Annotated in this window: 21 protein-coding genes; 10 read left to right on the top strand and 11 right to left on the bottom strand. The window is 45.8% G+C overall.

All coding sequences use genetic code 11. The features are described 5' to 3' along the window. Positions 1–5 precede the first annotated feature (5 nt). The 5 genes from H735_RS26695 (at position 6) to H735_RS26675 (ending at position 4,614) form a co-directional block, all read left to right on the top strand. Positions 6–932, top strand: coding sequence for a metal ABC transporter solute-binding protein, Zn/Mn family (locus H735_RS26695; protein ID WP_020196809.1), 927 nt, complete (start codon positions 6–8; stop codon positions 930–932). Further along, positions 932–1,657, top strand: a complete 726-nt coding sequence (locus H735_RS26690) for a metal ABC transporter ATP-binding protein (protein WP_020196808.1) — start codon at positions 932–934, stop codon at positions 1,655–1,657. The genes H735_RS26695 and H735_RS26690 overlap by 1 nt, the downstream gene beginning before the upstream one ends. Beyond that, the gene (locus H735_RS26685; RefSeq protein ID WP_020196807.1) at positions 1,657–2,532 is read left to right on the top strand and encodes a metal ABC transporter permease; all 876 of its coding nucleotides are present in this window, start codon (positions 1,657–1,659) and stop codon (positions 2,530–2,532) included. The genes H735_RS26690 and H735_RS26685 overlap by 1 nt, the downstream gene beginning before the upstream one ends. A 16-nt stretch (positions 2,533–2,548) precedes the next feature. Further along, entirely contained in the window at positions 2,549–3,418 is an 870-nt protein-coding gene (locus H735_RS26680) for a metal ABC transporter solute-binding protein, Zn/Mn family (RefSeq protein WP_027726752.1), read from the top strand. 215 nt (positions 3,419–3,633) lie between these two features. Beyond that, on the top strand, positions 3,634–4,614 hold the full coding sequence (locus H735_RS26675; protein WP_020196805.1) for a porin: 981 nt from the start codon (positions 3,634–3,636) through the stop codon (positions 4,612–4,614). A 179-nt stretch (positions 4,615–4,793) separates the two neighbouring features. Here the strand turns inward: H735_RS26675 and H735_RS26670 are convergent, their stop codons facing one another. From H735_RS26670 to speA, 4 genes are all read right to left on the bottom strand, one after another. Next, on the bottom strand, positions 4,794–6,959 hold the full coding sequence (locus tag H735_RS26670; protein WP_020196804.1) for a S9 family peptidase: 2,166 nt from the start codon (positions 6,957–6,959) through the stop codon (positions 4,794–4,796). A 266-nt stretch (positions 6,960–7,225) separates the two neighbouring features. Further along, on the bottom strand, positions 7,226–8,431 hold the full coding sequence (emrD, locus tag H735_RS26665) for a multidrug efflux MFS transporter EmrD (protein ID WP_020196803.1): 1,206 nt from the start codon (positions 8,429–8,431) through the stop codon (positions 7,226–7,228). Positions 8,432–8,693: 262 nt separating this feature from the next. Continuing rightward, positions 8,694–9,614 carry an agmatinase gene (gene speB, locus H735_RS26660; RefSeq protein WP_005432598.1) on the bottom strand — a complete coding sequence of 307 codons (921 nt, stop codon included), beginning with the start codon at positions 9,612–9,614 and terminating at the stop codon, positions 8,694–8,696. A 1-nt stretch (position 9,615) separates the two neighbouring features. Continuing rightward, complete coding sequence (gene speA, locus H735_RS26655) at positions 9,616–11,526, bottom strand: arginine decarboxylase (RefSeq protein WP_042980664.1); 1,911 nt, start codon at positions 11,524–11,526, stop codon at positions 9,616–9,618. Positions 11,527–11,862: 336 nt separating this feature from the next. On the opposite strand from speA, the gene H735_RS26650 reads away from it, so the two are divergent. Continuing rightward, positions 11,863–12,612 (top strand): MBL fold metallo-hydrolase, encoded by a 750-nt coding sequence (locus H735_RS26650; protein ID WP_027726751.1) that lies wholly within the window; start codon positions 11,863–11,865, stop codon positions 12,610–12,612. A 59-nt stretch (positions 12,613–12,671) separates the two neighbouring features. On the opposite strand, the gene H735_RS26645 is transcribed toward H735_RS26650, so the two are convergent. From H735_RS26645 to H735_RS26635, 3 genes are all read right to left on the bottom strand, one after another. Further along, positions 12,672–13,100 (bottom strand): ATP-dependent zinc protease family protein, encoded by a 429-nt coding sequence (locus H735_RS26645; protein WP_005432588.1) that lies wholly within the window; start codon positions 13,098–13,100, stop codon positions 12,672–12,674. A gap of 61 nt (positions 13,101–13,161) precedes the next feature. Then, positions 13,162–14,067, bottom strand: a complete 906-nt coding sequence (gene rimK, locus H735_RS26640; RefSeq protein WP_005438260.1) for a 30S ribosomal protein S6--L-glutamate ligase — start codon at positions 14,065–14,067, stop codon at positions 13,162–13,164. Positions 14,068–14,390: 323 nt separating this feature from the next. After that, on the bottom strand, positions 14,391–15,005 hold the full coding sequence (locus tag H735_RS26635) for a TetR/AcrR family transcriptional regulator (protein ID WP_005438259.1): 615 nt from the start codon (positions 15,003–15,005) through the stop codon (positions 14,391–14,393). Positions 15,006–15,160: 155 nt separating this feature from the next. Between H735_RS26635 and H735_RS26630 the strand changes: the two genes are divergently transcribed. Beyond that, the gene (locus H735_RS26630; RefSeq protein ID WP_020196800.1) at positions 15,161–16,174 is read left to right on the top strand and encodes an MBL fold metallo-hydrolase; all 1,014 of its coding nucleotides are present in this window, start codon (positions 15,161–15,163) and stop codon (positions 16,172–16,174) included. A 110-nt stretch (positions 16,175–16,284) separates the two neighbouring features. Next, positions 16,285–16,623 (top strand): DUF5329 family protein, encoded by a 339-nt coding sequence (locus H735_RS26625; protein WP_020196799.1) that lies wholly within the window; start codon positions 16,285–16,287, stop codon positions 16,621–16,623. Here H735_RS26625 and H735_RS26620 read toward each other — a convergent pair. Both H735_RS26620 and H735_RS26615 read right to left on the bottom strand, forming a co-directional pair. Further along, complete coding sequence (locus H735_RS26620; protein WP_020196798.1) at positions 16,591–17,490, bottom strand: LysR family transcriptional regulator; 900 nt, start codon at positions 17,488–17,490, stop codon at positions 16,591–16,593. The two genes, H735_RS26625 and H735_RS26620, sit on opposite strands and share 33 nt — an antisense overlap. Positions 17,491–18,017: 527 nt before the next feature. Beyond that, complete coding sequence (locus H735_RS26615; RefSeq protein ID WP_020196797.1) at positions 18,018–18,263, bottom strand: hypothetical protein; 246 nt, start codon at positions 18,261–18,263, stop codon at positions 18,018–18,020. 167 nt (positions 18,264–18,430) lie between these two features. On the opposite strand from H735_RS26615, the gene H735_RS26610 reads away from it, so the two are divergent. Next, a complete protein-coding gene (locus H735_RS26610; RefSeq protein ID WP_020196796.1) occupies positions 18,431–19,297 on the top strand; it encodes a helix-turn-helix domain-containing protein in 867 nt (288 codons plus the stop codon). 688 nt (positions 19,298–19,985) lie between these two features. On the opposite strand, the gene H735_RS26605 is transcribed toward H735_RS26610, so the two are convergent. Then, complete coding sequence (locus tag H735_RS26605; protein ID WP_005438242.1) at positions 19,986–20,324, bottom strand: YggL 50S ribosome-binding family protein; 339 nt, start codon at positions 20,322–20,324, stop codon at positions 19,986–19,988. A gap of 219 nt (positions 20,325–20,543) precedes the next feature. On the opposite strand from H735_RS26605, the gene H735_RS26600 reads away from it, so the two are divergent. Continuing rightward, positions 20,544–22,580, top strand: a complete 2,037-nt coding sequence (locus H735_RS26600; protein WP_042599970.1) for a PhoX family protein — start codon at positions 20,544–20,546, stop codon at positions 22,578–22,580. 107 nt (positions 22,581–22,687) lie between these two features. On the opposite strand, the gene H735_RS26595 is transcribed toward H735_RS26600, so the two are convergent. Next, positions 22,688–24,079 (bottom strand): glycoside hydrolase family 1 protein, encoded by a 1,392-nt coding sequence (locus H735_RS26595; protein ID WP_020195182.1) that lies wholly within the window; start codon positions 24,077–24,079, stop codon positions 22,688–22,690. Positions 24,080–24,119 lie beyond the last annotated feature (40 nt).

The following is a 24,119-nucleotide window of genomic DNA, read 5'->3' as shown; positions in this document are numbered from 1 at the left end:
CAACTATGATGAAACGATCTTTTCTACGTCGAATTATAACGGCTAGTGCATTGCTGGCAGTAGCTTCATCGAGCTTTGCAGCAGATAAGCTCAATATTGGTATTACTCTTCAACCGTACTATAGCTATGTAAAAGCGGTGGTCGGTGACAAAGCAGAAATTCTACCGCTGGTTGATGCAGGCTTTAACCCTCATAACTATTTACCTCAACCTAATGATCTAAAGCGTTTGAAGCAAATGGATGTGATTGTGGTCAATGGTATCGGCCACGATGATTTTGCTCTTAAAGTGATTCAAGCTTCACAACGTGACGATCTTGTGGTGATAGAGGCGAACAAAGAAGTACCACTGTTACCTGCGATGGGTCAATCAGTAGGGAAAGGCGCAGTTAACCCACATACGTTTGTTGGCTTATCTACCACGATTCAAAAGGTCTACACGATAGCGAGTGAGCTAAGCAAACTCGACCCAGACAATGCTGCGTATTACCGCAAGAATGCTCGCTCTTACGCAAAAAAATTCCGCCTTTTGAAGCGTGATGCCATGTTGTCTTTAGGGCAACTTGATACAGCAGGCATGAAGGTCGCTACTACGCATAATGCTTATGGTTACATCTTGCAGGAATTCGGCGTCGACGTCGCAGCAGTTATCGAACCTGCTCATGGTGTAGAGCCAAGCGCAAGCCAGTTGCAAGAAACGATAGAGAAGATTCGCCAATCTGGTATTGATGTGCTGTTTTACGAACTGAACATGCCAAATCGCTTTGTTGACACGATCGAAGAAGCGACCGGTGTGCAGCTTTACCGTTTTTCTCACATGACTCATGGCGAATACGAAGCTAATAAGGTTGAAGTCGAAATGCGTGAGAACGTCGCGACTCTGATTGAAGCGATGAAGTTCGTTGCGAACAAGCACGAACAGGAGAAAGCTTGATGTTAGGGCCTTCTATCTCTCTCGACGGGGTAAGCCTTCAATATGGCGACAATCTGATTCTGCAAGACATTCAAACCCAATTTGAAGCTGGCCAATGTCACGTCATCATGGGGCCTAACGGTGGCGGGAAGACCTCTCTTTTGCGCTCTGTTTTGGGCTTAACCCCATTTACTGGTGACATTTCTGTCCATTGGCCAGACAGCAAACATACTGCGAGAATCGGCTATGTTCCGCAAAAAGCCATGTTTGAAGCCAGTCTGCCTCTCACGGTTATGGATTTCGTATTGCTTAACCAAACCAGAGTGCCGCTGTTTTGGCGACGTAAAACCAAGCAAACTCAACAAGCGCTTGCTCAACTAGAGCGCGTTGGTATGGCTTCACGTAGTGACCGACGAATGGGACAGTTATCGGGGGGGGAACAGCAACGTGTTTTATTCGCTCAAGCGTTATTAGACGATCCAAGTCTGCTTGTTTTGGATGAGCCAACGACGGGCATGGATGAGCAAGGTGTTCGTTACCTTGAAAGTTTAATTCATGAAGTTGTTGGGGAAGGTAAAACCGTGCTTGCTGTGCATCATGATGTGACGGCTGTACGTCGTTTGGATGCTCAGGTCCATGTCGTGAATCGTCAAATCGTGGCGTCAGGGCACCACTCAGAAGTATTGAGTCCAGAACGTATCGAGTCGCTATTTAAGCACTACACAGCAAAAGTGGAGGCGGCATAATGGATTGGTTAAGAGAGCTTGCTCTGCTTGGTGTGGAAGCGGGTTGGCTTAGCGACAGTTTTGCTTACGCGTTTATGGTCAACGCGATAGTGGCTGCGCTCATTCTTGGTCCCTTGCTGGGTGGTTTAGGCACGCTAGTCATTGCGAAGCGTTTAGCGTTCTTTTCAGAGGCCGTCGGTCATGCTGCGCTAACAGGTATTGCGATTGGTGTACTGCTTGGTGAGCCACCAGAAAACCCATTCATTGGATTATTTAGCTTCTGCATGATCTTCGCACTGCTGCTGCATTTCGTGCGAAATCGAACCAATGTTCCTTACGATACATTAGTCGGCGTATTTCTAGCACTGGCACTGGCGGTCGGTGCAGCCTTGCTGATGTACGTGGCACGCAAGATCAACATCCACATGCTAGAGAATGTTCTATTTGGTTCAATTCTGACGGTAACAGACAGAGACATTACGATTCTGGCCGTGAGTTGCTTGATCATTTTATTGCTTTTGATCCCGACATTTAACCGCATATTACTGACTTGTATCAGTCCAGATATCGCACGTGTCCGTGGATTCAATACCAGCTTCTACGATTACTTGTTCGTCATGATGATCACGCTTGTGACCATTGCAGCGGTGAAGATCATTGGCGCCGTATTAGTTGGGGCATTACTGCTGATTCCTGGTGCAACAGCCCGCCTTCTTACTAAAAGAATGGGCAGCTTTGTGTTGCTCTCATCACTGCTGGCGACCATCGCGTGCTTGGTTGGTACGGTCTTACCGATGGAGTTGGAACTCCCTGTGCCATCTGGCGCGTCGATCATCATTGTTTCGGCAACCTTCTTCTTAACTGCGACCATGTATCGCATTGTGCGTAAAGCTTAAATCTGGATATTCGAATATGAACACGAAAAAGATAATTATGGGATTGAGCTTGGCAATAGCGAGTACAGCAGCGCCGTTTGCTTTTGCCAAAGACATCGTTACGAGTACTCCTGTGACCTACATGTTGGCTCAGCAGTTGATGCAAGGTACGGACATCGAGACGACTTACTTGCCGCCTAAACGTTATGGGATTGAACGTTTGGTGAATTGGTTTGCAAGCAAAGGACATGAACAAGCTACCGCAGCAGGAAAGAATGCAACGGTAGCGATCACGTTAGGTGCTGTTTGGCATCAAGACCCTACTTTTGTGTATGCGCGTCAGGGAAATGTGCGCTTGATAGAGATTGATGCCTCGCAAGCGATTTCACCGAGAGCGCAAGGCGTTGCGGCATTAACGTTGGATAATGGTGAGACTTCGAAATACGCGTGGATGAATCCGAGCAACTTGATTCGAATGGCAGCGATTGTTGGTGAGGATCTACAAAAGGTATACCCTCAATATCAAGCTCAGATTGAAAAGAACCAGCAAGCCTTGATGCTAGACGTACGGGAACTGATCAATCAACAACAAGACGTAATTTTCGAAAAAGAGATCGATTCGGTGGTATTGTTGGGTGAATCGTTAGAAGATTTTGCATCGGGAAACCAACTGTTTGTGGTCGATCGCCAATTCAAACCAGAATTGGAATGGTCAGAGGCAGAGAAACTATCTTTAAAAGCTCAATTTGAGGAAGATGAAACTCTGTGGCTGATCACTGATAAACGCCCGTCAAAAACGTTAACTTCATTAGTTTCACGGGATCGCATACTGCAAATTGATGTTATTGACCGATGGGGCAGTAAAGGTATCAAAACTGAGAAGCCACTCGCACGCTGGCAGTTGTAACACGCAAAACACCACACAAATTATGAAGGGAACTGAAAAGTTCCCTTTTTTTATGGGATCGTGATCAAAAATTAGCCACAAATAACACCAGTTGCATAAGAAAGTATTTGTTTTATTTATATTTCATTACTACTTTGTTATCTGTTCGTTGCGATTGATGCATTTTATTTTGCTGTCGGGGCGAACCAGTACAAACAACTATATGGATGTTAACAATGAAAATGAAAACTCTAGCCGTTGCAGTGGCGGCACTAGCATGTGGTTCTCAAGCTTTCGCAGCTGAAGTTTACAACAGCGAAGGCACATCTCTCTCTATCGGCGGCCACGTTTCTGTGGGCGTGGGTGAGTACTTTGAGGAAGATGTACGCATTCATGACGTATCTCCTCGTATCAATGTTGGCGGTAAACAGGACATCGGTAACGGTGTGACAGTTGACGCTAAAGGCGAATGGTCTATCAAGCTACTAGACGGTGGTGAAAGCTCGTTCAACACTCGTTTGGGTTACATTGGTGCGACACATGAGCAGTTTGGTCGTGTTGTTGCTGGTACACAATGGTCACCATACTACGACGTAGCGGGTGTTGCGGATTTACCAATCGCGTTTGCCAACGACTTCTTGTACGCAGATCAATACAACCTTGGCTCGGCTCGTGCAGAACGTATGCTTAGCTACCGTAAGGGTTTTGAGTTTGGTGAAGGCTTCGGCTTTAACCTAGGTCTTGGTTGGCAAGGTGAGCACGATATGTATGATGCTCGTGGCCAAATCGCTCTGAGCACTGAACTAGCAGGCTTTGGTCTAGGCTACGTTTACAGTGGCGGTGACCGTCAAATCGGTACTAAGAACGAATCTGCGACATCTCATGTATTCTCTGCTAATTACGGTAAATACGGCTCTGGTTTGTATGCTGCTGTAGTTTACGGTATGAACGAATATTTCTACCTAAGTCTTCCAGAAACAGTTCAGCTTGAAGGTTTACTGGCTTACGGCGTAAATGATTGGACGTTTAGTGTTAACTACGAGTCTGTAGAAAATGATAAGACTAGTAAGACTCTATTTAGTCAATCAGCGCTGCAAGCGGAATACGCTATCACTCCAGCATTCGTAACTTTTGCCGCTTATCAGTTTGACCTAGGTAACGACATTAATGCTGAAGAAAACGACTACTGGACTCTAGGTGCTCGTTACTACTTCTAATAAATAGGACAGTTTCTACTGCCTAAACACATTTATTGTGTTGACGCCTACTCGCTGTGAGTAGGCGTTTTTCTTTCTGTTGTCTCATCTGAGTCATGTCACCGAGTATCTAGATTGAAAAATGCCCGCGTAAAAGCGGGCATTGTTTTCGATGACTCATAGTGAATGATGACTAAAGCTTATTTTGTCTCCAACAGATCTAGGAAGAAAGCGTACTCAAGCGCGTCTTCTTTTAATCGTTTGAATCGACCAGAAGCACCGCCGTGGCCTGCTTCCATATCGGTTTTGAATAGCAAGACATTGTCATCAGTCTTCATCTCGCGGAGTTTTGCTACCCACTTCATTGGCTCAAAGTACTGAACTTGTGAGTCATGCAAACCCGTTGTCACTAACATGTTCGGATAATTCTGAGCCTTCACGTTGTCGTACGGTGAGTAGCTCAGCATGTAGTCATAGTAGGTTTTGTCGTTTGGATTTCCCCACTCATCGTATTCGTTGGTGGTTAGAGGAATTGATTCATCCAACATGGTCGTCACGACATCAACAAACGGAACGTGCGCGCCAATACCACGGTAGAGCTCTGGTGCTTGGTTGATTATTGCGCCCATCAGCAGGCCGCCCGCAGAACCACCAACCGCAAACACTTTATCTTTTGCGCCATAACCTTCTTCAACAAGTCCTTTGGTTACGTCGATGAAGTCATTGAAAGTGTTTTGTTTAGTCAGCTTTTTGCCATCTTCATACCAAGGACGCCCAAGCATTTCTGAACCACGAATATGCGCGATTGCGTACACGAATCCGCGATCAAGTAAGCTCAAACGAGTTGAACGGAATGTTGGCTCGATGGTGGAACCGTATGAGCCGTAACCGTACTGGTAGATTGGGTTGGTGCCGTCTTTCTTGAATAGGTCTTTGCGGTAAACCAATGAAACTGGCACTTGTTTACCATCACGAGCAGTTATCATGATTCGCTCTGACTGGTAGTTATCGGCATCAAAATCACCAAGTACCGGTGTTTGCTTCATGATTTCAGATTCACCTGTATTTAGGTCGAAATCGTAGTAAGTCCCCGGTGTCGTCAAGCTACTGTAGTAGATGCGTACTTTTGAATTGTCTAGTTCAAGGTTGCCCGTTAGATAAGCAGCAAAAGCCGTATCGTTGAACTCGAGTGGAAACTCTTTTCCTGTTGATAATTGACGAACCTTCACGGTCGACAAGCCATTCGTACGCTGCTCATAAACAAGGTGATCGTCAAACAAGTCGAAATCAACTAGCTGAGAATTGTCGTTAGCAGGAATGACATCGACCCATTTAGAGCGGTCATGCATCTCTTCTGCTTTCACTTTCATCAAACGAAAGTTGACAGCTTGGTAGTTAGTGTAGATGTAGTACCAATCTCCCAGTTTGGCGATGCTGTACTCAATACCAGTCTCTCTAGGGTAGAAAGCTTCGGCTTTGGCATTCGGGTTGTTAGCATCAATCACAGACACGCCACTTGTTTCTGTACTTGAGTGCCAAATGTAAACTTGTTCACCGTCTTTACTCTTACTCAAGAAGGTGTAGTAAGCGCTATCAGTTTCTTCGTAGATCAGCTCATCGCTTGTTTGAGGCGTGCCCAATACATGGCGGTAAACTTGATAACCTAAAAGTGTTTGCGGGTCTTTCTTGATGTAGTAGAAAGCTTGGTTGTCGTTTTGCCACGCAATCGCACTTGATGCACCTTCAATTTCATCTTTTAGATATTTGCCCGTCGTGAGGTCTTTGATCTTGATGGTGTAAATGCGGCGACTCAGCGTATCTTCGCCATAAGCCAACAAGTTTTCATTTGGGCTGATCGTTAAGCCGCCAATACTGAAAAACTCATGTTCTTTTGCTAGCTCGTTAACATCTAAGATGACTTGCTTATCTTTACCTGCAAAGTCTTTTGCACGCAGGTGAACTTCGTACTCGTTGTCGCCTGTCACTTCATTTGAGTAGTAGTAACTGCCTTTTCGAACCGGAACTGAATTGTCATCTTTTGCAATACGCCCTTTGATCTCTTCAAAAAGCTGTTCTTGCAGTGCTTCGGTGTGTTTTAAAACGGTTTCTGCGTACTGATTCTCTTGCTCAAGGTGTTGCAAGATTTCTGGATCTTGGCGCTCATCATCACGCATCCAGTAGTAATTATCGATTCGTGTATCACCATGAATATTCATTGCATGAGGGACTTTTTTTGCAACGGGTGCTTGGGTTTGTTGAGCAACGAGTTGCGATTGGGAGTAATGGTTCATGGTTGGTAATCCTTGATTGCTGCATCCGGCGACTAGCGCGACCGATACGGCCAACGTGGTTAAAGTGAAACGCATCTGTGTATCCTTATTGTGTACTCTTCTCGTGTTTTTTCGCCATTCATTTATCTTGCGAGTAAAAGTACGTTTGTGTTCTTCCAGTGAATATCTTTATATCGAATGGCAAACGAATAATTTCTGTATAAGCAACTGTTCTTTTTAGCAAAGATTGGATGGGATGTTAAATGCAATTGCTGGTGGATGAGAGCTAAAGGGTAAGATGTGTGCAACAAAAAAGGGACACACTTTTCAGCATGTCCCTTTTGGGTGATGAGAGTCAGATTTTAGATCGCCAATGGCATTTCGTTTGAGTGATCGTGCTTGCGATTAACCCAACGCAAACCAAACATAGCAATGATCGACATTGCCATCATCAAACAACCTAGCGGCATTTGGTCTTGTGCCGGGAAGAACGAAGCCAACAGCGTCGCGATACCCGCACCTAGGTTTTGCATGCCACCCAAAATCGCACCGCCAGTGCCCGCGTGGTATGGGAACGGTGACAGTGCACCTGTTGTTGCCGCTGGGAACAAAATACCTGCACCCAAGAAGTAAATGGTTGCACCGCCAATCAGAGTCAACGCCGTTGTTAGACCAAACAGACCCGGAATCAATACGACTGCTGAGCCAACTAAGATAGCGACTAGACCAACATTTAAAGCACGGCGCTCAGAGCGACGTTGCGCGATGTAGCTAGATAAGCCTGCACCGACTAAGTAACCTGGAATCGGCAAGACAAACAGCAAGCTTACTGTGGTTGCTGGTAAACCAAGCACGCCGCCCAGTAGCACACCGGCTGCTGCTTCAAATACTGCTACGCCTGCGAACGTTGCGACCAACACTAACAAGAAACCTTGGAAGCGTTTGTCTGAAAGCACGAACTTGTAGCTCTTTGCCACAGGCTCATGTTTGCGACGCTCTTTCGGCAAGGTTTCCATCATGCTTGTCATCATGGTGATGACCACCGCGATACCAAATAGTGCTAGGAACAGGTAACTTGAACGCCAACCGAAAGCTTCAGTTAGGTAGCCGCCCAATACTGGCGCAATCAATGGTGAGAAAATTACACACATGCTGATCAAGCTGTTTGCGCGGTGCAACTCTGCACCCTCAAAGCAGTCACGAGTCAGTGTACGAGACATAGCTCCACCACAGCCAATACCCAAACCTTGGATGAAGCTGCCTGCTAGAAACCATTCGTACTCATGAGCAAATAGCGCCACCAAAGTACCAAGAATGTAGATGATCAAACCCGCAATGATGATCGGCTTGCGACCAAGACGATCAGAAAGCGTACCGTACACGAACTGCGATAGACCATAAGGGATCAGGTAACATGCCATCACAGCTTGAAGTGAAGACGCTGATACCAAGAACTCACCCGCCATATGACCGATAGAAGGCACGTACATCGTTTGAGTCATTTGACCTACGGCAGTCAGAATTGCGATTAAAAAGGTAAGTTTCGCTAATGGAAACGAGGCGGACATTTGCGTATCTCTCCAGAAATTTAAGACGTAAAAAGCCTTAGCGCTCCATATAGGAGAGCCAAATAAACAAAGTGATTAGGGAATCTAGGCGCGAGATATTAGAGCTTGAGTGCTGACTTAGCAATCAAAAAGTGTGAAGTTGAGCAAGATAAAAATCTATGTTTTGGATTAGAAAATCTAATCTATTTTTGTTGAGTGTTGAAAACGAAAAAGGGAGCCGAAGCTCCCCTTGAAATTCTGTGCTCATTGAGAACAACTTTCGTTATTCACGGCCTGAAGCGTAAGCGTAAAGCAACTCAAGTGCGATTGTCGCGCCAGCCAAGGCCGTTACATCGCTGTGATCGTAAGGAGGCGAGACTTCCACTACGTCCATACCTACGATGTTCATGCCAGCGAAACCACGAATGATCTTCAGAATTTTATCTGAGTTCAGACCGCCACAAACTGGCGTACCAGTACCCGGAGCAAATGCTGGATCCAGACAGTCGATGTCAAAAGTGACATACACAGGCTTATCCGCAACCGTGCGACGAATCTCTGCCAGAATCTCTTCTACCGACATGTCGTTCGCTTGCATCGCGTTGATCACATTGAAGCCGTGATCTTGTTGGTCATATTCAGTACGAATACCAATTTGAACTGAGTTCTTCGCAGAAATCAGACCTTCTTTTGGCGCATGGTAGAACATAGTACCGTGGTCGTAAGAACTGCCGTTTGCGTATGTGTCAGTGTGCGCATCGAAGTGAATCAGTGCCATTTGACCATGGTGTTTTGCGTAAGCACGTAGGATTGGTAGCGTGATGAAGTGATCACCACCCAAGCCTAGCATTGTCTTGCCGCTCTTTAGAATCTCACTTGTTGCCGCTTCTAGGCGGTAAGTGAAATCTTCAGCATCACCACAATCGAACACAAGGTCACCTGCGTCGATCACTTTCAATTTATCAAATACGTTGAAGTCCCAAGGGAACTTCTTGCCTTCCCAAGCAAGGTTTACTGATGCACGACGGATCGCATCTGGACCCATACGTGCACCAGGACGACCAGAAGTCGCCATGTCCAGAGGAACCCCTAGCACTACAACGTCTGCGTCTGCCGATACTGGATTTTTGATGTACGGTCGACGTAGAAACGACATTGAGTTGGAGTAAAGCGAATAATCGGTTTTAGTAAACAAATCATTCATATCAGAAGTCCTCTAAATAGGTGTAGCCTGCCAAACCTTGTTCTAGTTCAGCTAGGATTTGTTCTTGTTCACTGGCTTCAACACGTGCTGAAACCAATTGTTTGTAATTGTCACGAATCGCATCTACGTCGATGTGAACGTAGCGCATCATGTCTTCTACGCTATCACCTTCGTTGATGTAGCTGATCTCAAATTGACCTTCTTCATCAACATTGACTACTGCACTGTGGGTATCACCAAATAGGTTGTGCATGTCACCAAGGATCTCTTGGTATGCGCCTACTAGGAAGAAGCCCATTAGGTACGGTTTGTCGTTGCTCCATGCTGGTACTGGTAGTGTGCTCTCAATGCCTTGGCCATCAACGTAATGGTCAATTGCGCCATCGGAGTCACAAGTGATGTCCAACATCACCGCACGACGCTCTTCCACATCGCCAAGACCAGAAAGCGGCAGAACAGGGAATACCTGATCAATACCCCATGCATCTGGCAGGGATTGGAAAAGAGAGAAGTTCACGAAGAACTTGTCTGCAAGACGTTCGCTCAACTCATCCAAAATAGGACGGTGGAAACGGTTCTTGGTACTCATTTGACGACTTAGCTCGAAGTAAATGCGCAGTGACAGTTGCTCTGCCCACGCACGTTGTTCAAGGCTCAGTACGCCTGTAGCGAATTGTGAGTGCACCTCAGCCAAATCGCTTTGGGTATCGTTGTAAATTTCAATTAATGCACGCGCATCCGTACCATCTTGCAGGTTCTCCCAGTTTCGCCACATGTTTTGTAGCAAGAATGGAGCGTCTGCTGCTGGCTCGAACACTTCTTCCGGTTGGTATGTTTCAGTACCAATAACGTTAGAGATAAGTACAGCGTGGTGTGCAGTCAAAGAACGACCTGATTCAGAGATGATCACAGGCATCGGTTGCTCGTATTGCTGACACACATCACCAACAGTATTTACGATGTTGCGCGCATATTCTGCAAGACCGTAGTTCATCGAGTTCGAAGATTGGCTACGCGTGCCGTCGTAGTCTACTGCTAAACCGCCGCCAACATCGAAGTAATCAATGTTTGCACCCATGGCACGTAATTCACAGTAGAAACGTGCTGATTCGTTTACACCATTACGCACGTCACGGATGTTTGCCATCTGTGAGCCAAGGTGGAAGTGAACCAACTGCATGGTGTCTAGTTTGTCTTCGCGTTTTAGACGCTCAATCACGCTCAATACTTGAGACGCAGATAGGCCGAACTTCGATTTCTCACCGCCGCTCGCTTGCCATTTACCCGCACCTTGAGATGCAAGGCGGATACGCAAGCCAAGACGTGGTGTTACGCCCAAGCTTTTTGCTTCTTCAAGTACCAGATCAAGCTCAGATAGCTTCTCTAGTACGATAAATACTTTGTGACCTAGCTTTTCACCGATCAGTGCTAGACGCACGTATTCACGGTCTTTGTAGCCATTACACACGATCACGGAGCTGCCTTGTTGGGCCAGTGCAAGTACTGCCAATAGCTCTGGCTTACTGCCTGCTTCAAGACCCAGCTGTTTATTTTCTAGCTGTGCTTGGCTTGCTAAGATCTCATCAACCACTTCACGCTGTTGGTTTACTTTAATTGGGTACACCAGCAGGTATTTGTTTGGATATTGGTATTCTTCAATTGCTTGGTTGAAAGCTTGGCAAATGCCATGCACGCGTTGGTGTACGATTTGTGGGAAGCGCACTAACACAGGCAGATTCAACTGCTTAGCTTCTAGTTCATTTACAATCGCACTGAAAGGGATTTGGTGTGCACGGTCACTACGAGGAGATACGTATACCTCGCCTTGGTCATCAATTCCGTAGAAGCCTTGGCTCCAGTAGTGAACGTTGTAGTCCGCGCGGATGCGGTCTAATTTAGTTGCTTTTTCCAACTCGATTCTCACAAAAATGTATTTAAGCCCTCATTGGAAATAGAGGAGAAAATACAAAAAAGCAAATCATGAGGCGCTAACCTCATACCCTGACACGAACTCCGTGTGCGCGCATTAACGGATAAAACCCAACTAGAGTCTAATGATTAAAATTTGTGCTTTCGATTAACAACTGTTGTTGATGGTTGGTGTAAACATTTATTTAACAGACTGTCCATTCTGCTGTTATAGTTGGTCTGACCAGTAAGGAATTGGTCGACAAAAAATAAGAACAAAGACTCAACAAAACAAGGACATGTTTTGCAGCTGCACAGAATTCAGGGATACATTCAAACCATGTATCTTGCCGAGTATCCAGACAAATTGATGCTGCTTGATGGCGCAAGTCGAGCGGATATTCCTCACCTCAAAGATTTTATCGAGCACCAGCTCAATCGCCCGTTCACAGACCTAACACTGGTTGTCGTTACCCACATGCACCCAGACCACGCTGGTGCGGCGCACAAACTAAGAGATTTGACGGGCTGCAAGCTATTGGCAGCCAAACGAGATACACATTGGTATGGCGGTTTTGATGGTTGGCTAATGCATCTTACGGATTTGATTTTGGCACGTTGGATGGCGAACCGAATGCGCAAACCCAAGCGCAACTTATGGTATTCGCGAAAACTAAGGCCGGATATTGAGCTGGTGGATGGAGAGGTGATTCCCGGTTTTGCCGATTGGCAGATATTGGAAACACCGGGGCATACCGACAGGGATTTATCGGTTTATCACGCCGAACAGAGTGTGTTGTATGTAGCGGATTTAATGGTGCAGGTAAAAAGCCATTTGATAGCGCCATTTCCTATCTTTCATCCCAACCAATATCGCAGTTCGTTAAAGCGTGTTTTTGAGATGAAACCAAGCTGTTTATTGGCGGCACATGGGGGAGAGGTTGAGTTTGATGAAGGCGCGTATCAACACATCATCAACACCGCACCGGTTAGACCCATTACGCATTGGCGAGTAACGAAGATAAAACTGAAAGGACTAATGCGTTCTGTTCTGAAAAGGAAGAACGATAGACAGGAGAAGGGCAGCTAGAAAATCAGAGAAGAGCCAGATGAGCGACCACGGAGTTCGCTCATCTGAAGCTACGGGGATTATGGAGCCAATAAATGAGATTGGCTCGGGTCTACCAGAACTTTGTCTGCCATACCCTGACGACCTAACAACATCATGTAAGTCATCTTTTCACGGTTAGTTAGCGTGATGTCGATTGGCCACTCTTGGTCGCCCATGCGTAGCATCGTTGTGATCACGCAGCGGTGTTCGAAAGTACCGTTTGATGATTTCACTTTGCGGTTCGCCTTCAGTGGAGCTTTACAGCGAACGACTTGCTCTAAGTGGTAAACATCTGGGTGTAGATCGAACTCTACGTATGACTGACCGTCTTGTTCAGTGCACTCTAGGTTATCTACGTGCAGAGAAGAAGTCTGTGCGCCTGTATCAATACGCGCTTCAAGGTGAGTAATCCCTAACTCAGGTAAGCAAATTGCTTCGGCGTTCCCAATGATCATTTTCTGATTCATAGTGTCATCCTAGCGATGAGTTAAAAGAGAGCCCTTTATCAGGCTCTCACTCAAACAATTATCAGCCTTTACCGCGAGTACGGTTAGCGTTTGGTTTTGCGTTCTTCTCGATGAAGTCGAAGATCATGCCTGCAACGTCTTTTTCAGTTGCTGATTCGATACCTTCAAGGCCTGGAGAAGAGTTCACTTCCATTACCACTGGGCCGTTCTTCGATTGAAGAATATCAACACCACATAGGTTTAGACCCATCACTTTCGCTGCGTTGATTGCAGTTGCGCGCTCTTCTTTGCTTAGTTTTACAAGCTGAGCAGAACCACCACGGTGAAGGTTAGAGCGGAACTCGCCTTCTTTTGCTTGGCGTTTCATTGCTGCGATAACTTTGTTACCCACTACGAAACAACGGATGTCTGCGCCGTTTGCTTCTTCAATGAACTCTTGCACCATGATGTTTGCTTTTAGGCCCATGAATGCTTCGATCACGCTTTCTGCTGCTTTTGTTGTTTCAGCAAGAACAACACCGATACCTTGAGTACCTTCAAGTAGCTTGATAACCAATGGTGCGCCGCCAACGTTTTTGATCACGTCCTGAATGTTGTCAGGGTGGTGAGCAAAACCTGTGCGAGGTAGACCAATGCCTTTACGTGATAGCAGCTGCATAGAGCGTAGCTTGTCACGAGAGCGGCTGATTGCTACTGACTCGTTCACACAGAATGTGCCCATCATTTCAAACTGACGTACAACCGCTGTACCGTAGAAAGTGATAGATGCACCGATGCGTGGAATAACCGCGTCGTACTTTGGCAATTCTTCACCCATGTAACGGATCTTAGGGTTGTTACTCGTAATATCCATATAACAGTGCAGAGTATCGATAACATCAACTTGATGTCCGCGCTCTTCACCCGCCTGCTTTAGGCGCATGGTTGAATATAGATTCTCATTACGAGAAAGAATAGCAATACGCATGGCAATTCCTTAGTAAGTCAGTACCAAATTAAAAATGTAAGTATAGAGTATAGTGAGTGGGTGTAATTGATGTGACAGAATCCACTCTCTTCAGCGACTTAGAATTGTGGTTGGACAACCACGTCGTCAGAGGTGCGAACCTTAGGGCGTTTTCTCAGTAGATGAAAACGAAAAAATATCGTCGATACGACAAAAATAATTTATCGAACTCTCGCGCCTTGCTGCATGCGACTGTCAAGGGAATGAAAAAGAAAAATGAGTCAAAATTTCATCAATTTACTATGGCATAAATCACAAAAAAGCGGCCATTCAGCCGCTTTTTGTTATTGAACTAAGTAATGACTTAGGAAGAGTTCAGCCGTTTGGGTGGCTAAAACCCTAGATTCTTCCAAGGTTAGCGAAGCTCGCATCCCCATCAATTGTGGCCAGAATGCACTGCCTTTAATTAAGTTGTGCAATTGAATGCTTGCCACGTCCACATCATCAACCTTCAATGTATTTTTTTCTGATTGCTGAGTGAGCCAACGGTACAAGGCCGTTTCTTGCTTCGACATGTGTTCCGCTTGTTCTTTGAGATCTTCCGGCTTAAACAAGAAATGTCCGAAAGCCACTTTCGCCAGTTCAATATAATCAGGTGCGGTTACAACGATAATTTCGCTGTACAACAATTCGACCAGTTGATCTTTTAGCGGGAGTGTTGGTAAACGTTCAATGTCGCTATCCATCATTGAAGAACGCCATAGTTCCGTTAGTAACTCTGTCACGATCGCTTCTTTAGAAGGGAAGTGGTTGTAGACCGTGCGCTTAGAGACTTGCGCGATAGCAGAGAGCTTATCCATGCTGGTGTTTTGCACCCCAAACTCTTGGAACGCTTGCTTTGCTGCGCACAGGATGGCTTCTCTTTTGGTCTCACTGCGACCTTTTCTTTTTACATTCATAAACTTGCCGAGTTAAGAAGATCATTTCTGGATCTATTTTACACTAAGTAGTTTACTTTTGATAACTAGAATATAAACTGCACCGTGTAGTTTACTTTTGTTCGGGTTAACTTTTTATGAAAAAAACTTTGCTAGCCACAGTAGGAGCGTTCGCGATGGGTACATCAATGATTTCTTGTTCTAATGTTGATACTGAAAAAGCGCCAACATACCCGGACAAATTTGCAAACACAGAGTTGGAATACAAAAGCAGCTTGGGTGACATGTTCGGCATCATGAAAGCCTACTTTACGACTGAGCGCCTCAATCCAACGCCAACGATTGAAATTCCGGTTCATGTCATGATGGCGAATCAACTGTTAGAAGAGCAAGATGACGTTATCTACCGCTTAGGTCACTCAAGCGTAATAATGAAGCTCGATGGCAAACTGGTAATGACTGACCCTGTATTCAGTGATCGCGCTTCTCCTGTGCAATGGGCAGGGCCAAAACGTTTTCACCAAACACCAATCACGCTAGAAGATTTACCAAGTATCGATGTGGTGGTGATCAGCCATGACCATTACGATCACCTAGATAAAGCTTCTATTAAAGTGCTAGGCGATAAAGTGGGCACTTTCTTGGTGCCGTTAAAAGTGGGGCAATTGCTGGTGAATTGGGGCGTGCCTAAGGAGAAAGTGATCGAGCTAGATTGGTGGGAATCACATTCTGTCGACGGCATTGAATATACACTGACTCCGACTCAGCATTTCTCTGGTCGAGGTTTGACAGACCGTGATACGACGCTGTGGGGCAGTTGGGTTATTAATGCACAACAACACAAAGTGTTCTTCAGTGGTGACTCAGGTTACTTCAATGGCTTTAAAGAGATTGGCGAAAAGTACGGTCCGTTTGATTTCACTATGATTGAAACCGGCGCATACAATGAACTTTGGTCAGACATTCACATGTTCCCTGAGCAAAGTGTTCAAGCACACATTGATGTGCAGGGTAAAGTGATGATGCCGATTCACAACAGTACGTTTGATCTGTCGATGCACGATTGGAATGAACCGATGCAACGCGCGTTAGACATCAGTGAAGAGCGCGGTGTGACGTTAGTGAGCCCTGAGATTGGTCAACGCTTGGCGATTGCGGAGCCTCAGCCTGCTAAGGCGTGGTGGCAATAATGTCTGAGCTAAACAGCCAAACACCAGAATAGTTAAGTCATTTATTAGTAGTTACTTGGTATTAGGTACTTGCTATTAGTTACGTGGTCAGGGATAAGGATAAAGGTGCGATGAAAGCAAAGTGGACGTTGTTACTTACATTAAGCATTCTGCCTACCTTTGCACTAGCAGAGCAAGATATCTCGACGTTGATAACACGAGTTGAGCAATCCTCTTGCACCTTTATCCGCAACGGCAAGTCGTACACTAATCAAGAAGCGGCAGAACACATGCGCAATAAATGGGATTACGCCAAAGATGACGTTGATTCTGTAGATGTGTTTATAAAAGAGGTTGCGTCAAAGAGCTGGTTATCTGGCAAACCATATTGGGTGGATTGCCAAGGTAAACGCATTACCAGCGAAGAGTGGCTAACATCATTGATGAGCCCCACCAATCACATCCAATAATACTTCTTTGATGGTCTGATATCGCAGCGGCAGTGTGCGGCTGCGTTTTCTCACCAAAAACAAATCTTCGTATACAGGTTGTTTTAACTCAGCCACATACAACTCTTCTCTGAATGGAAAGCTCTCCACCGCACTGTAGGGCAAAACGGTAAAACCCAGTCCTTTACTGACGGGCAATAGAATCTGACTGAGTTGGTTAACGTAGCCTGATAATGGCATGTCACTGACCTTGATCTCTTTGAGTAAAGGTTCTGCACATTGGTCGAAAAACAACGTCATATAATGTTCTGCATCTGGGTGACCAATCACGCCGCAACTTCGAAGCAGTTCAGGTGTTAACGTTTTTCCATGATAGGACTTTGGTAAGATCAGACACAGTGCCTCTCTGCCAATTTGTTCACTTTGGAAAACACTCTTGTTGGGAGAGTAAGTCACGATGCCCATATCAATACGGCCATCAGCAACTCCATTTAGAATCGACTGGTTTGGTGCCGCTTCCAAGTGAATCGACAATCCGCGATGCTGGGTTTGTTTTTCAAGCAATGGATCAAACAGCATTAAGGCAAGTGCTCCGGAACAAGCTAGCTTGCAATGACCTGCAAAGGGATCATCGAAGCTCAGATCTTCCAGTAAGTTTTTCTCTTTCTCTTCCAACTCTAACGCGTAGGCATACACCATTCGGCCTTGCTCCGTCAGTTCAAAGCTTTTGTTCTCGCGCTTAATCAATGGGTGCTGACAAGCTTGCTCTAGCTTTTTGATGTGCTGACTGACACCGGGCTGGGTCATATAGAGCTTTTCTGCTGTCTGAGTAAAGTGGCCGACTTCGACAAGAGTTTTGAATGTGTGTAACCAAACTGGATTAAGCATAGGACGTTGTTTGCTCAGCGTTTATTAAAGAAAGCGTTTCGAGAGAAAGTGTAGAAATAATAGCATGATGCGTGGAATAACGCAGAGGAGGATGCTAAATGACAGGCAAAATAAAACCCCGCCTGGTTTCCCAGACGGGGCTTATTCTTTTTCGCAGCAATCCGGCTACTAATAGGTGCTCCCTGCATCTATCCTTGATTGTGGCTAAGTCCTTTAACCGAGTTCCTTGTTCATCGCCTTCCTAGCGGTGTCCATTCTTGCCTATCATCCTGACGGGCGAACTCTATCCTAGAGCTTAACTACATCCTTGCTGACAACTCATCCTAAGCTATCAAATCTTCATCCTGAAGATACCCAATCCTTTAGGCTTTTTTCCTGTTCCCGCCAACATCCTGTCGACACACTTAGTATTGTTGTTTTGCTGATTACTCTCAATCAGCTAGGTAAAAAAACTTTGGCAGCGAATATTGCTTAAAAAAGGATAATTATTAATTTTCAGTTAGTTAGGTTTGTTGTTCGATTTGTTCTTAGTCAAAAATGGTCGTTTTGCTTACATCGCTTGTGAGAGATCTCGCACAAGATGCCGAGCGAATGTACGAATCGGCGTCTTTTTCGTCTTGTTTAAGAATTTGCTCAAGATCACAACTCGACTTGTAGCCATAAGATTTGGCGATGGCTTTAGATGAAATTCCCATTTCCTTTATCGCAAACGCAGCCCACTCATCACGAGTTTTTTGCATGATCTGGCGCAGCTTGGTTTTAAAGTTACTCATAAAAGCTCCTTAGTTAGCTTGTCTTTACAAGAGAAGAATAAGGAGCGTGATAAGGCTTAGTTGATAGTATGCCGCTCAATATCAATACTATTGAGGCGTGATGAAGAATATGTCGGTAATACTGATATTATTTGCGCGTGAAACAATACTATCTTGTGGAGTGGCAAATGGCGCACATCGAAAAAGTACCGCAAAGGCCTGGTTTTTCTTGGCGCTACCGTCGTATTGATGAACCAGCGAAAGAATACGATTTTCATTTTCACGATGACGTTTTTGAGTTGGTCATCCACCGCCACTTTACGGGGACTTTGCACATTGGACACCACGAGCTAGAGGTGACTCATGACCAGATGCTGTTAATTGCGCCGGGTGTGCCTCACTCTATTCACTCCACGTCCGTAGAAAGCAACTGTGAGACTCATGTGATTTGGTTTAAGCGTGAGTGGATCGCGAACCTAATGTTCTATTGTACTGAGTTACGCAAGCTAGACCCGTTGTTGAAAGCCGCAAATAAGGGAGTAGTGTTCTCTGAGCGAACGGCTCAGCAAGTCGTGGATCTTCTGCAAGAGTTGATGAAAGTGCCCGCGATGGAGCAATTGTCGAGATTTATTCATATCCTATCTTTGGTTGCCCATGACGAAGCGGCGAAAACCTTGATGACCCATTCATACCTTTCGATGAGTGAACACGAGCAACAAGAAAGAGAGCGCGTCGCAAGTGTGAATGCGTATCTTGAGCAGCATTTTGCCAACAAGGTGACATTGGCCGATTTAGCCAATTACTTGTCGTTGAGTGAAAGTGCGGTCACACGGTTGTTTCAAAAGCACTTTAAAGAGCCGTTTAGCCAACGTTTGATGAAGCTAAGAATCAACCATGCCGCGGATTTGTTGCAATCGACTGAGTTACCAATAGGAATCGTGTTTGAACGAGTAGGCTATCGCAATCAAGCTTTGTTTAATCGCCATTTCAAGACCTACAAGGGGCTGACTCCGAGAGATTACCGACAGCATTACCAGCAGCGAATCCAACCTTAGTTTGAACATGTGCGTACTTTTGTTGTGTACTGAACTGGAATTTATGTGCAACTGGTATATTATTTGCTAGGTTATCTAAGAATCGTTATTAAGATTCGATGACAGGTTAAATAGGGAACTTGATTGCCATATTTCTGTCATAAGTGATGAGTAAGTTGACCGTATCAACAAGATAAAAGCAGTTTTACTGGTCAAAAAATGACTGCAACGCTTCTACTTTTATCATTATGTTGTGAAATTAGTCACGGTTAATTGATTCGTTCCTCGATAGATTGAAGGGGAATACAACCTTAGACAATAAGCTCAAGATGAGCGTTACCTATATAGATGAGGGAGATTGCTATGAAAAAGATGAGAAGAGCCCAGCTACATCGTGTTCGTATCCAATACTGGAAAGACACAAAGACTGAGACTGCTAAAAAAGCATAGTAAACCATACTCAATGGCACTGAGCTGGCAATGGACGGATAACCTTCCATAAAATGCCAGCTCTAAAATTATCTAGCACATCCATACTCTCCAAGACTCCTGCTTTCCTAAACTAAGCTTCCAAAACAACCAAACACTCCACTCTTTCTAGATTCAACATTTCAGCACAAAACCATAGCCTTAAATGCAAAAAAGCCAGTCCGAAGACCAGCTTTCTCATTACTTGCTCAACCCTGTTTATTCCAGAGTGATTCTGTAATTACAGGTAGTTTGCGTCAACCAATTCGCCAGCTTTTGCGCTGCTTACTTCTGGACGAGCTTGTAGCCAAGCTAGAACCTGTGCTTTTTGTTCTTCAGTTGCGCTTTCGTAACGCTCTGTTGAACATAGGAAGCCTTCAAACAGCTCTAGACCGCCGCCACCAAAGCATAGGTTTAGGCCATCAATGTAGTCGATAAACTCATCAACGAATGCATCGTAACGGTCGAAGTCGTTGATGTCTGTTTCACAGCTGATTTCAAAGCCTAGGATCGCGAATTCACCTAGGAATAGCTTCTTACGCAGACGACGATTTTTGTTATCGATTTTATCTAGTTTCATGATTATCTCTCGTGGATGATTTGAGTACACCTTATACCCCCAAATCTGGCTTAGCCCAAGCAAAATCGGGAGTACATAGAATAGATGGGTGCTTTATAACATTTTCTAAACACAAAGTTCATAAAGATAGACTAGTTCTGTCACTTTTCTCTTCCAAACTTCCCCTCGCTCAATGATTTACAAACCTATAATTCAACCTAACACTGGGAAAGCAACACCATGAGTAAGGAAACCTTCGACGCGACGCGTTACAACCAGAGTAATAACAAGCCTTTTGAAGAAGTACTGGAAGCGAGCCTATCTCGACGCAGTATCCTGAAAGGTGGCCTAGGTATCAGTGCGATGACCGCTTTTGGCGCATTTGGTCTATCTGGGTGCAACTCTTCTAGTTCAGGCACTTCTGCTGGTGGCGGCTCTGGCGTTTCAAGTGCAGTCCTCAATTTTGATTCGATTCCAGGCTCACTGACGGATGCAGTTTCGATTCCGCAAGGTTACGTCGCACAAGTACTGGTGCCATGGGGTACGCCTCTAAACGCACAAGGTAACGCTTGGAAAGACGACGGCAGCAACACGAGTACCGACCAGCTTAATGCATTGGGTATGCACCACGACGGCATGCACTTTTTCTCGCTAAACGACAGCGATACTGACGGCTTGTTGTGTATCAACCACGAGTACATTGATACCGCTGCTCTGCACCCAAGCGGTCCGACAGCTGTGGGCGGTGTGCGTACTATCGTCGACGAAGTTCGTAAAGAAATTAACGCACATGGTGTGTCTGTGGTTCGCGTTCAACTTGAAGACAACATGTGGAAGTTGGTGGATACCGATCCACTCAACCGCCGTTACACTGGCGCGACAGTCATGGACCTTTCTGGGCCTGTCGCGAATACAGAATTGACCGTGACTCGCTTCTCACAAGATGGCAGCCAAGCGCGCGGTACACTGAACAACTGTGGTAATGGTTTCACGCCTTGGGGTACTTACCTAACGTGTGAAGAGAACTGGCCGGGTTACTTCGTTAACGCTGGCGTTCGTACTGAAGAACAAGATCGTATTGGTGTTGATGACACAAGCACTCGTTACCTATGGGAAACGTTAGCGGGGAATGCGGAAGAGCGTTTGGACGAATTCACGCGATTCAATGTAGAACCAACAGGCGCAAGCGCATTGGACGATTATCGTAACGAGGCGAACGGCCATGGTTACATTGTTGAAATCGACCCTTACACGCAAAACTCACGTGCGAAGAAGCGTACTGCACTAGGTCGTTTCCGCCATGAAGGCTGTACATTCGGTAAGCTTGAAGAAGGCAAACCAGTAGTATTTTACTCTGGTCACGACTCTCGCTTTGAGTACCTATACAAATTTGAATCTGCGGCAGCGTGGGATCCTGCGGATGCTAACCCTGATAACCGCTTGGCGATGGGTGACAAGTACATGGATGAAGGCACACTGTATGTGGCGCGCTTCAACGAAGACAGCTCTGGTACTTGGCTACCATTGACACTAGACAGCACGACGGTTTCTGGTGGCACTTTGGCAGATAGCTTCAATTCTCTAGCAGAAATCATCCTGAACACGGCTGGCGCAGCTGACCTTGTTGGTGCGACGCCAATGGATCGCCCTGAGTGGTGTACCGTTGACCCGTTCACAGGCTCGGTTTACCTGACGCTAACGAATAACACTAAGCGTACAGAGGAAACTAACCCTGCAAACCCACGTTTGAACAACAAGTTTGGTCACGTAATCCGTTGGGATGAAGGCGAAGCAGCAACAGACTTTACGTGGGATATCTTCGTGTTTGGTTCTCCAGCAAACGGCGATGCGGACACTAACCGTTCGAGCTTGACCGAGCTTAACCAGTTTGCGAGCCCAGACGGCTTAGCGTTTGACCCTCGCGGTATTCTGTGGATTCAAACGGATAACGGCGCAGATGAAGTGACGTCTTACACCAATGACCAAATGCTTGCTGTGGTGCCTTCAAAACTGACGGATGAAAACGGTACGCAAGAGGTGATTGGTGCAGAAAACCAAGCTGAGCTGAAGCGTTTCTTTGTTGGTCCTAACGGCTGTGAAGTGACGGGCTTTACCATTAGCCCAGATTACAAATCGCTGTTTGTGAACATCCAGCACCCGGGTAACTGGCCATACAGCGACAATGCTGCAGAAGAAACACCAACAGGAATGACACTGCGTCCACGTGCCGCGACGGTGGTTATTCGCCGTGAAGACGGTGGTGAAATTGGTGTTTAACCAATAGGTCATACGACTGAATATCGGGAATAAGAAAAGCCCTGCGTTTGCAGGGCTTTGTTTTTTTCTATCTAAATACACATGCACTTTATATCTAGGCAAGTAACTTAGTTTTTGAGCGAGCCGCCCGCAGTGCGAATCACATCTTGATACCAGAAGAAGCTCTTCTTACGTTTACGTTCTAACGTACCTTGACCATCGTTGTGGCGATCAACGTAGATGTAACCGTAACGTTTGCTCATTTCAGCAGTTGAGTTCGCGACCAAATCGATTGGCCCCCAACTGGTGAAGCCCATCAGCTCAACGCCATCAAGAATCGCTTCGTGTGCTTGCACGAGGTGGTCGTTCAAGTAAGCGATGCGGTAATCATCTTGAATCTCACCGTTTTCGTCGATTTCATCACGCGCACCCAAGCCGTTTTCTACGACGAACAATGGTTTTTGGTAGCGATCGTGTAGGAAGTTCAGAAGAACGCGAAGGCCTTTTGGATCGATCAACCAACCCCATTGGCTCTTTTCAAGGTATGGGTTTGGTACGCTATCGACGATGTTACCTACTTCTTTCTGTTTCGGATCCGCACTTGCACAGCCACTTGCGTAGTAGCTGAATGAGATGAAATCGACACTCGCAGACGCAATTTCTTCTAAGTCGCCTGCTTCCATCTGAATTTCAATGCCATTTTCACGGAAGTAACGCTTCATGTAGCCTGGGTACTGACCACGTGTTTGTACATCACCGAAGAACAACCACTTGTTGTTTTCATGCATTGCAGCAAGCACGTCATCAGGATTACAGGTGTATGGGTAGTTGATGGCGCCAAGCAACATGTTACCAATCTTGCCGTTTGGTACGATTTGCTGACACAGTTTTACCGCTTTTGCGTTGGCGACTAGTTGGTGGTGAATCGCTTGATAAATCTCTTGTTCACTGGCGTCTTCTTGCAAACCAACACCAGTAAATGGTGCGTGCAGTGACATGTTGATTTCGTTGAACGTTAACCACAGTTTTACTTTGTCTTTGTAGCGTTCCAGCACGGTGCGGGCATAACGTTCGAAGAATTCGATGACGCGACGATCGCCCCAACCACCGTAGTTCTCGACCAGTGCGTAAGGCATTTCGTAGTGAGATAAGGTCACGAAAGGTTGGATGTCGTGCTCGGCAAGTTCGTCAAAGATTTTATCGTAGAACGCCAAACCTTCTTCGTTAGGTTCTAGCTCGTCACCGTTCGGGAAGATGCGGCTCCATGCCAAAGATAGGCGCAGACAGTTAAAGCCCATCTCTTTGAATAGCGCAATGTCTTCTGGGTAGCGATTGTAGAAGTCGATCGCCACGTCTTTTATACCCGGCGTACGTTCTTCACGGGTTTGATGCGGACTCAAAATACCGTTTGGCAGCATGTCTGATGTCGATAACCCTTTACCCCCAAGGTTGTACGACCCTTCTACTTGGTTTGCAGCAATGGCACCGCCCCAAAGAAAATGTTCAGGAAACTTAATCATGTTTCTCACTCTTTATCGTTCGGAAGTTATTCGTTCTATT

It is taken from the genome of Vibrio owensii CAIM 1854 = LMG 25443 (assembly GCF_000817815.1).
GTDB classification, from domain to species: Bacteria; Pseudomonadota; Gammaproteobacteria; order Enterobacterales; family Vibrionaceae; genus Vibrio; species Vibrio owensii.
Note: the sequence above shows the minus strand (reverse complement) of the source record. Positions and strands in the feature narration are given on the sequence as shown.

What these genes read in the sequence shown, in the direction of transcription:
- H735_RS26675 (WP_020196805.1), top strand. Translation starts at nt 3,634, where the DNA reads ATGAAAATGAAAACTCTAGCCGTTGCAGTGGCGGCACTAGCATGTGGT.
- H735_RS26650 (WP_027726751.1), top strand. Translation starts at nt 11,863, where the DNA reads ATGTATCTTGCCGAGTATCCAGACAAATTGATGCTGCTTGATGGCGCA.
- H735_RS26695 (WP_020196809.1), top strand. Translation starts at nt 6, where the DNA reads ATGATGAAACGATCTTTTCTACGTCGAATTATAACGGCTAGTGCATTG.
- H735_RS26645 (WP_005432588.1), bottom strand. Translation starts at nt 13,100, where the DNA reads ATGAATCAGAAAATGATCATTGGGAACGCCGAAGCAATTTGCTTACCT.
- H735_RS26680 (WP_027726752.1), top strand. Translation starts at nt 2,549, where the DNA reads ATGAACACGAAAAAGATAATTATGGGATTGAGCTTGGCAATAGCGAGT.
- H735_RS26625 (WP_020196799.1), top strand. Translation starts at nt 16,285, where the DNA reads ATGAAAGCAAAGTGGACGTTGTTACTTACATTAAGCATTCTGCCTACC.
- H735_RS26610 (WP_020196796.1), top strand. Translation starts at nt 18,431, where the DNA reads ATGGCGCACATCGAAAAAGTACCGCAAAGGCCTGGTTTTTCTTGGCGC.
- H735_RS26670 (WP_020196804.1), bottom strand. Translation starts at nt 6,959, where the DNA reads ATGCGTTTCACTTTAACCACGTTGGCCGTATCGGTCGCGCTAGTCGCC.
- H735_RS26630 (WP_020196800.1), top strand. Translation starts at nt 15,161, where the DNA reads ATGGGTACATCAATGATTTCTTGTTCTAATGTTGATACTGAAAAAGCG.
- H735_RS26615 (WP_020196797.1), bottom strand. Translation starts at nt 18,263, where the DNA reads ATGAGTAACTTTAAAACCAAGCTGCGCCAGATCATGCAAAAAACTCGT.
- H735_RS26605 (WP_005438242.1), bottom strand. Translation starts at nt 20,324, where the DNA reads ATGAAACTAGATAAAATCGATAACAAAAATCGTCGTCTGCGTAAGAAG.
- H735_RS26690 (WP_020196808.1), top strand. Translation starts at nt 932, where the DNA reads ATGTTAGGGCCTTCTATCTCTCTCGACGGGGTAAGCCTTCAATATGGC.
- H735_RS26685 (WP_020196807.1), top strand. Translation starts at nt 1,657, where the DNA reads ATGGATTGGTTAAGAGAGCTTGCTCTGCTTGGTGTGGAAGCGGGTTGG.
- H735_RS26620 (WP_020196798.1), bottom strand. Translation starts at nt 17,490, where the DNA reads ATGCTTAATCCAGTTTGGTTACACACATTCAAAACTCTTGTCGAAGTC.
- rimK (WP_005438260.1), bottom strand. Translation starts at nt 14,067, where the DNA reads ATGCGTATTGCTATTCTTTCTCGTAATGAGAATCTATATTCAACCATG.
- emrD (WP_020196803.1), bottom strand. Translation starts at nt 8,431, where the DNA reads ATGTCCGCCTCGTTTCCATTAGCGAAACTTACCTTTTTAATCGCAATT.
- speB (WP_005432598.1), bottom strand. Translation starts at nt 9,614, where the DNA reads ATGAATGATTTGTTTACTAAAACCGATTATTCGCTTTACTCCAACTCA.
- H735_RS26635 (WP_005438259.1), bottom strand. Translation starts at nt 15,005, where the DNA reads ATGAATGTAAAAAGAAAAGGTCGCAGTGAGACCAAAAGAGAAGCCATC.
- H735_RS26600 (WP_042599970.1), top strand. Translation starts at nt 20,544, where the DNA reads ATGAGTAAGGAAACCTTCGACGCGACGCGTTACAACCAGAGTAATAAC.
- H735_RS26595 (WP_020195182.1), bottom strand. Translation starts at nt 24,079, where the DNA reads ATGATTAAGTTTCCTGAACATTTTCTTTGGGGCGGTGCCATTGCTGCA.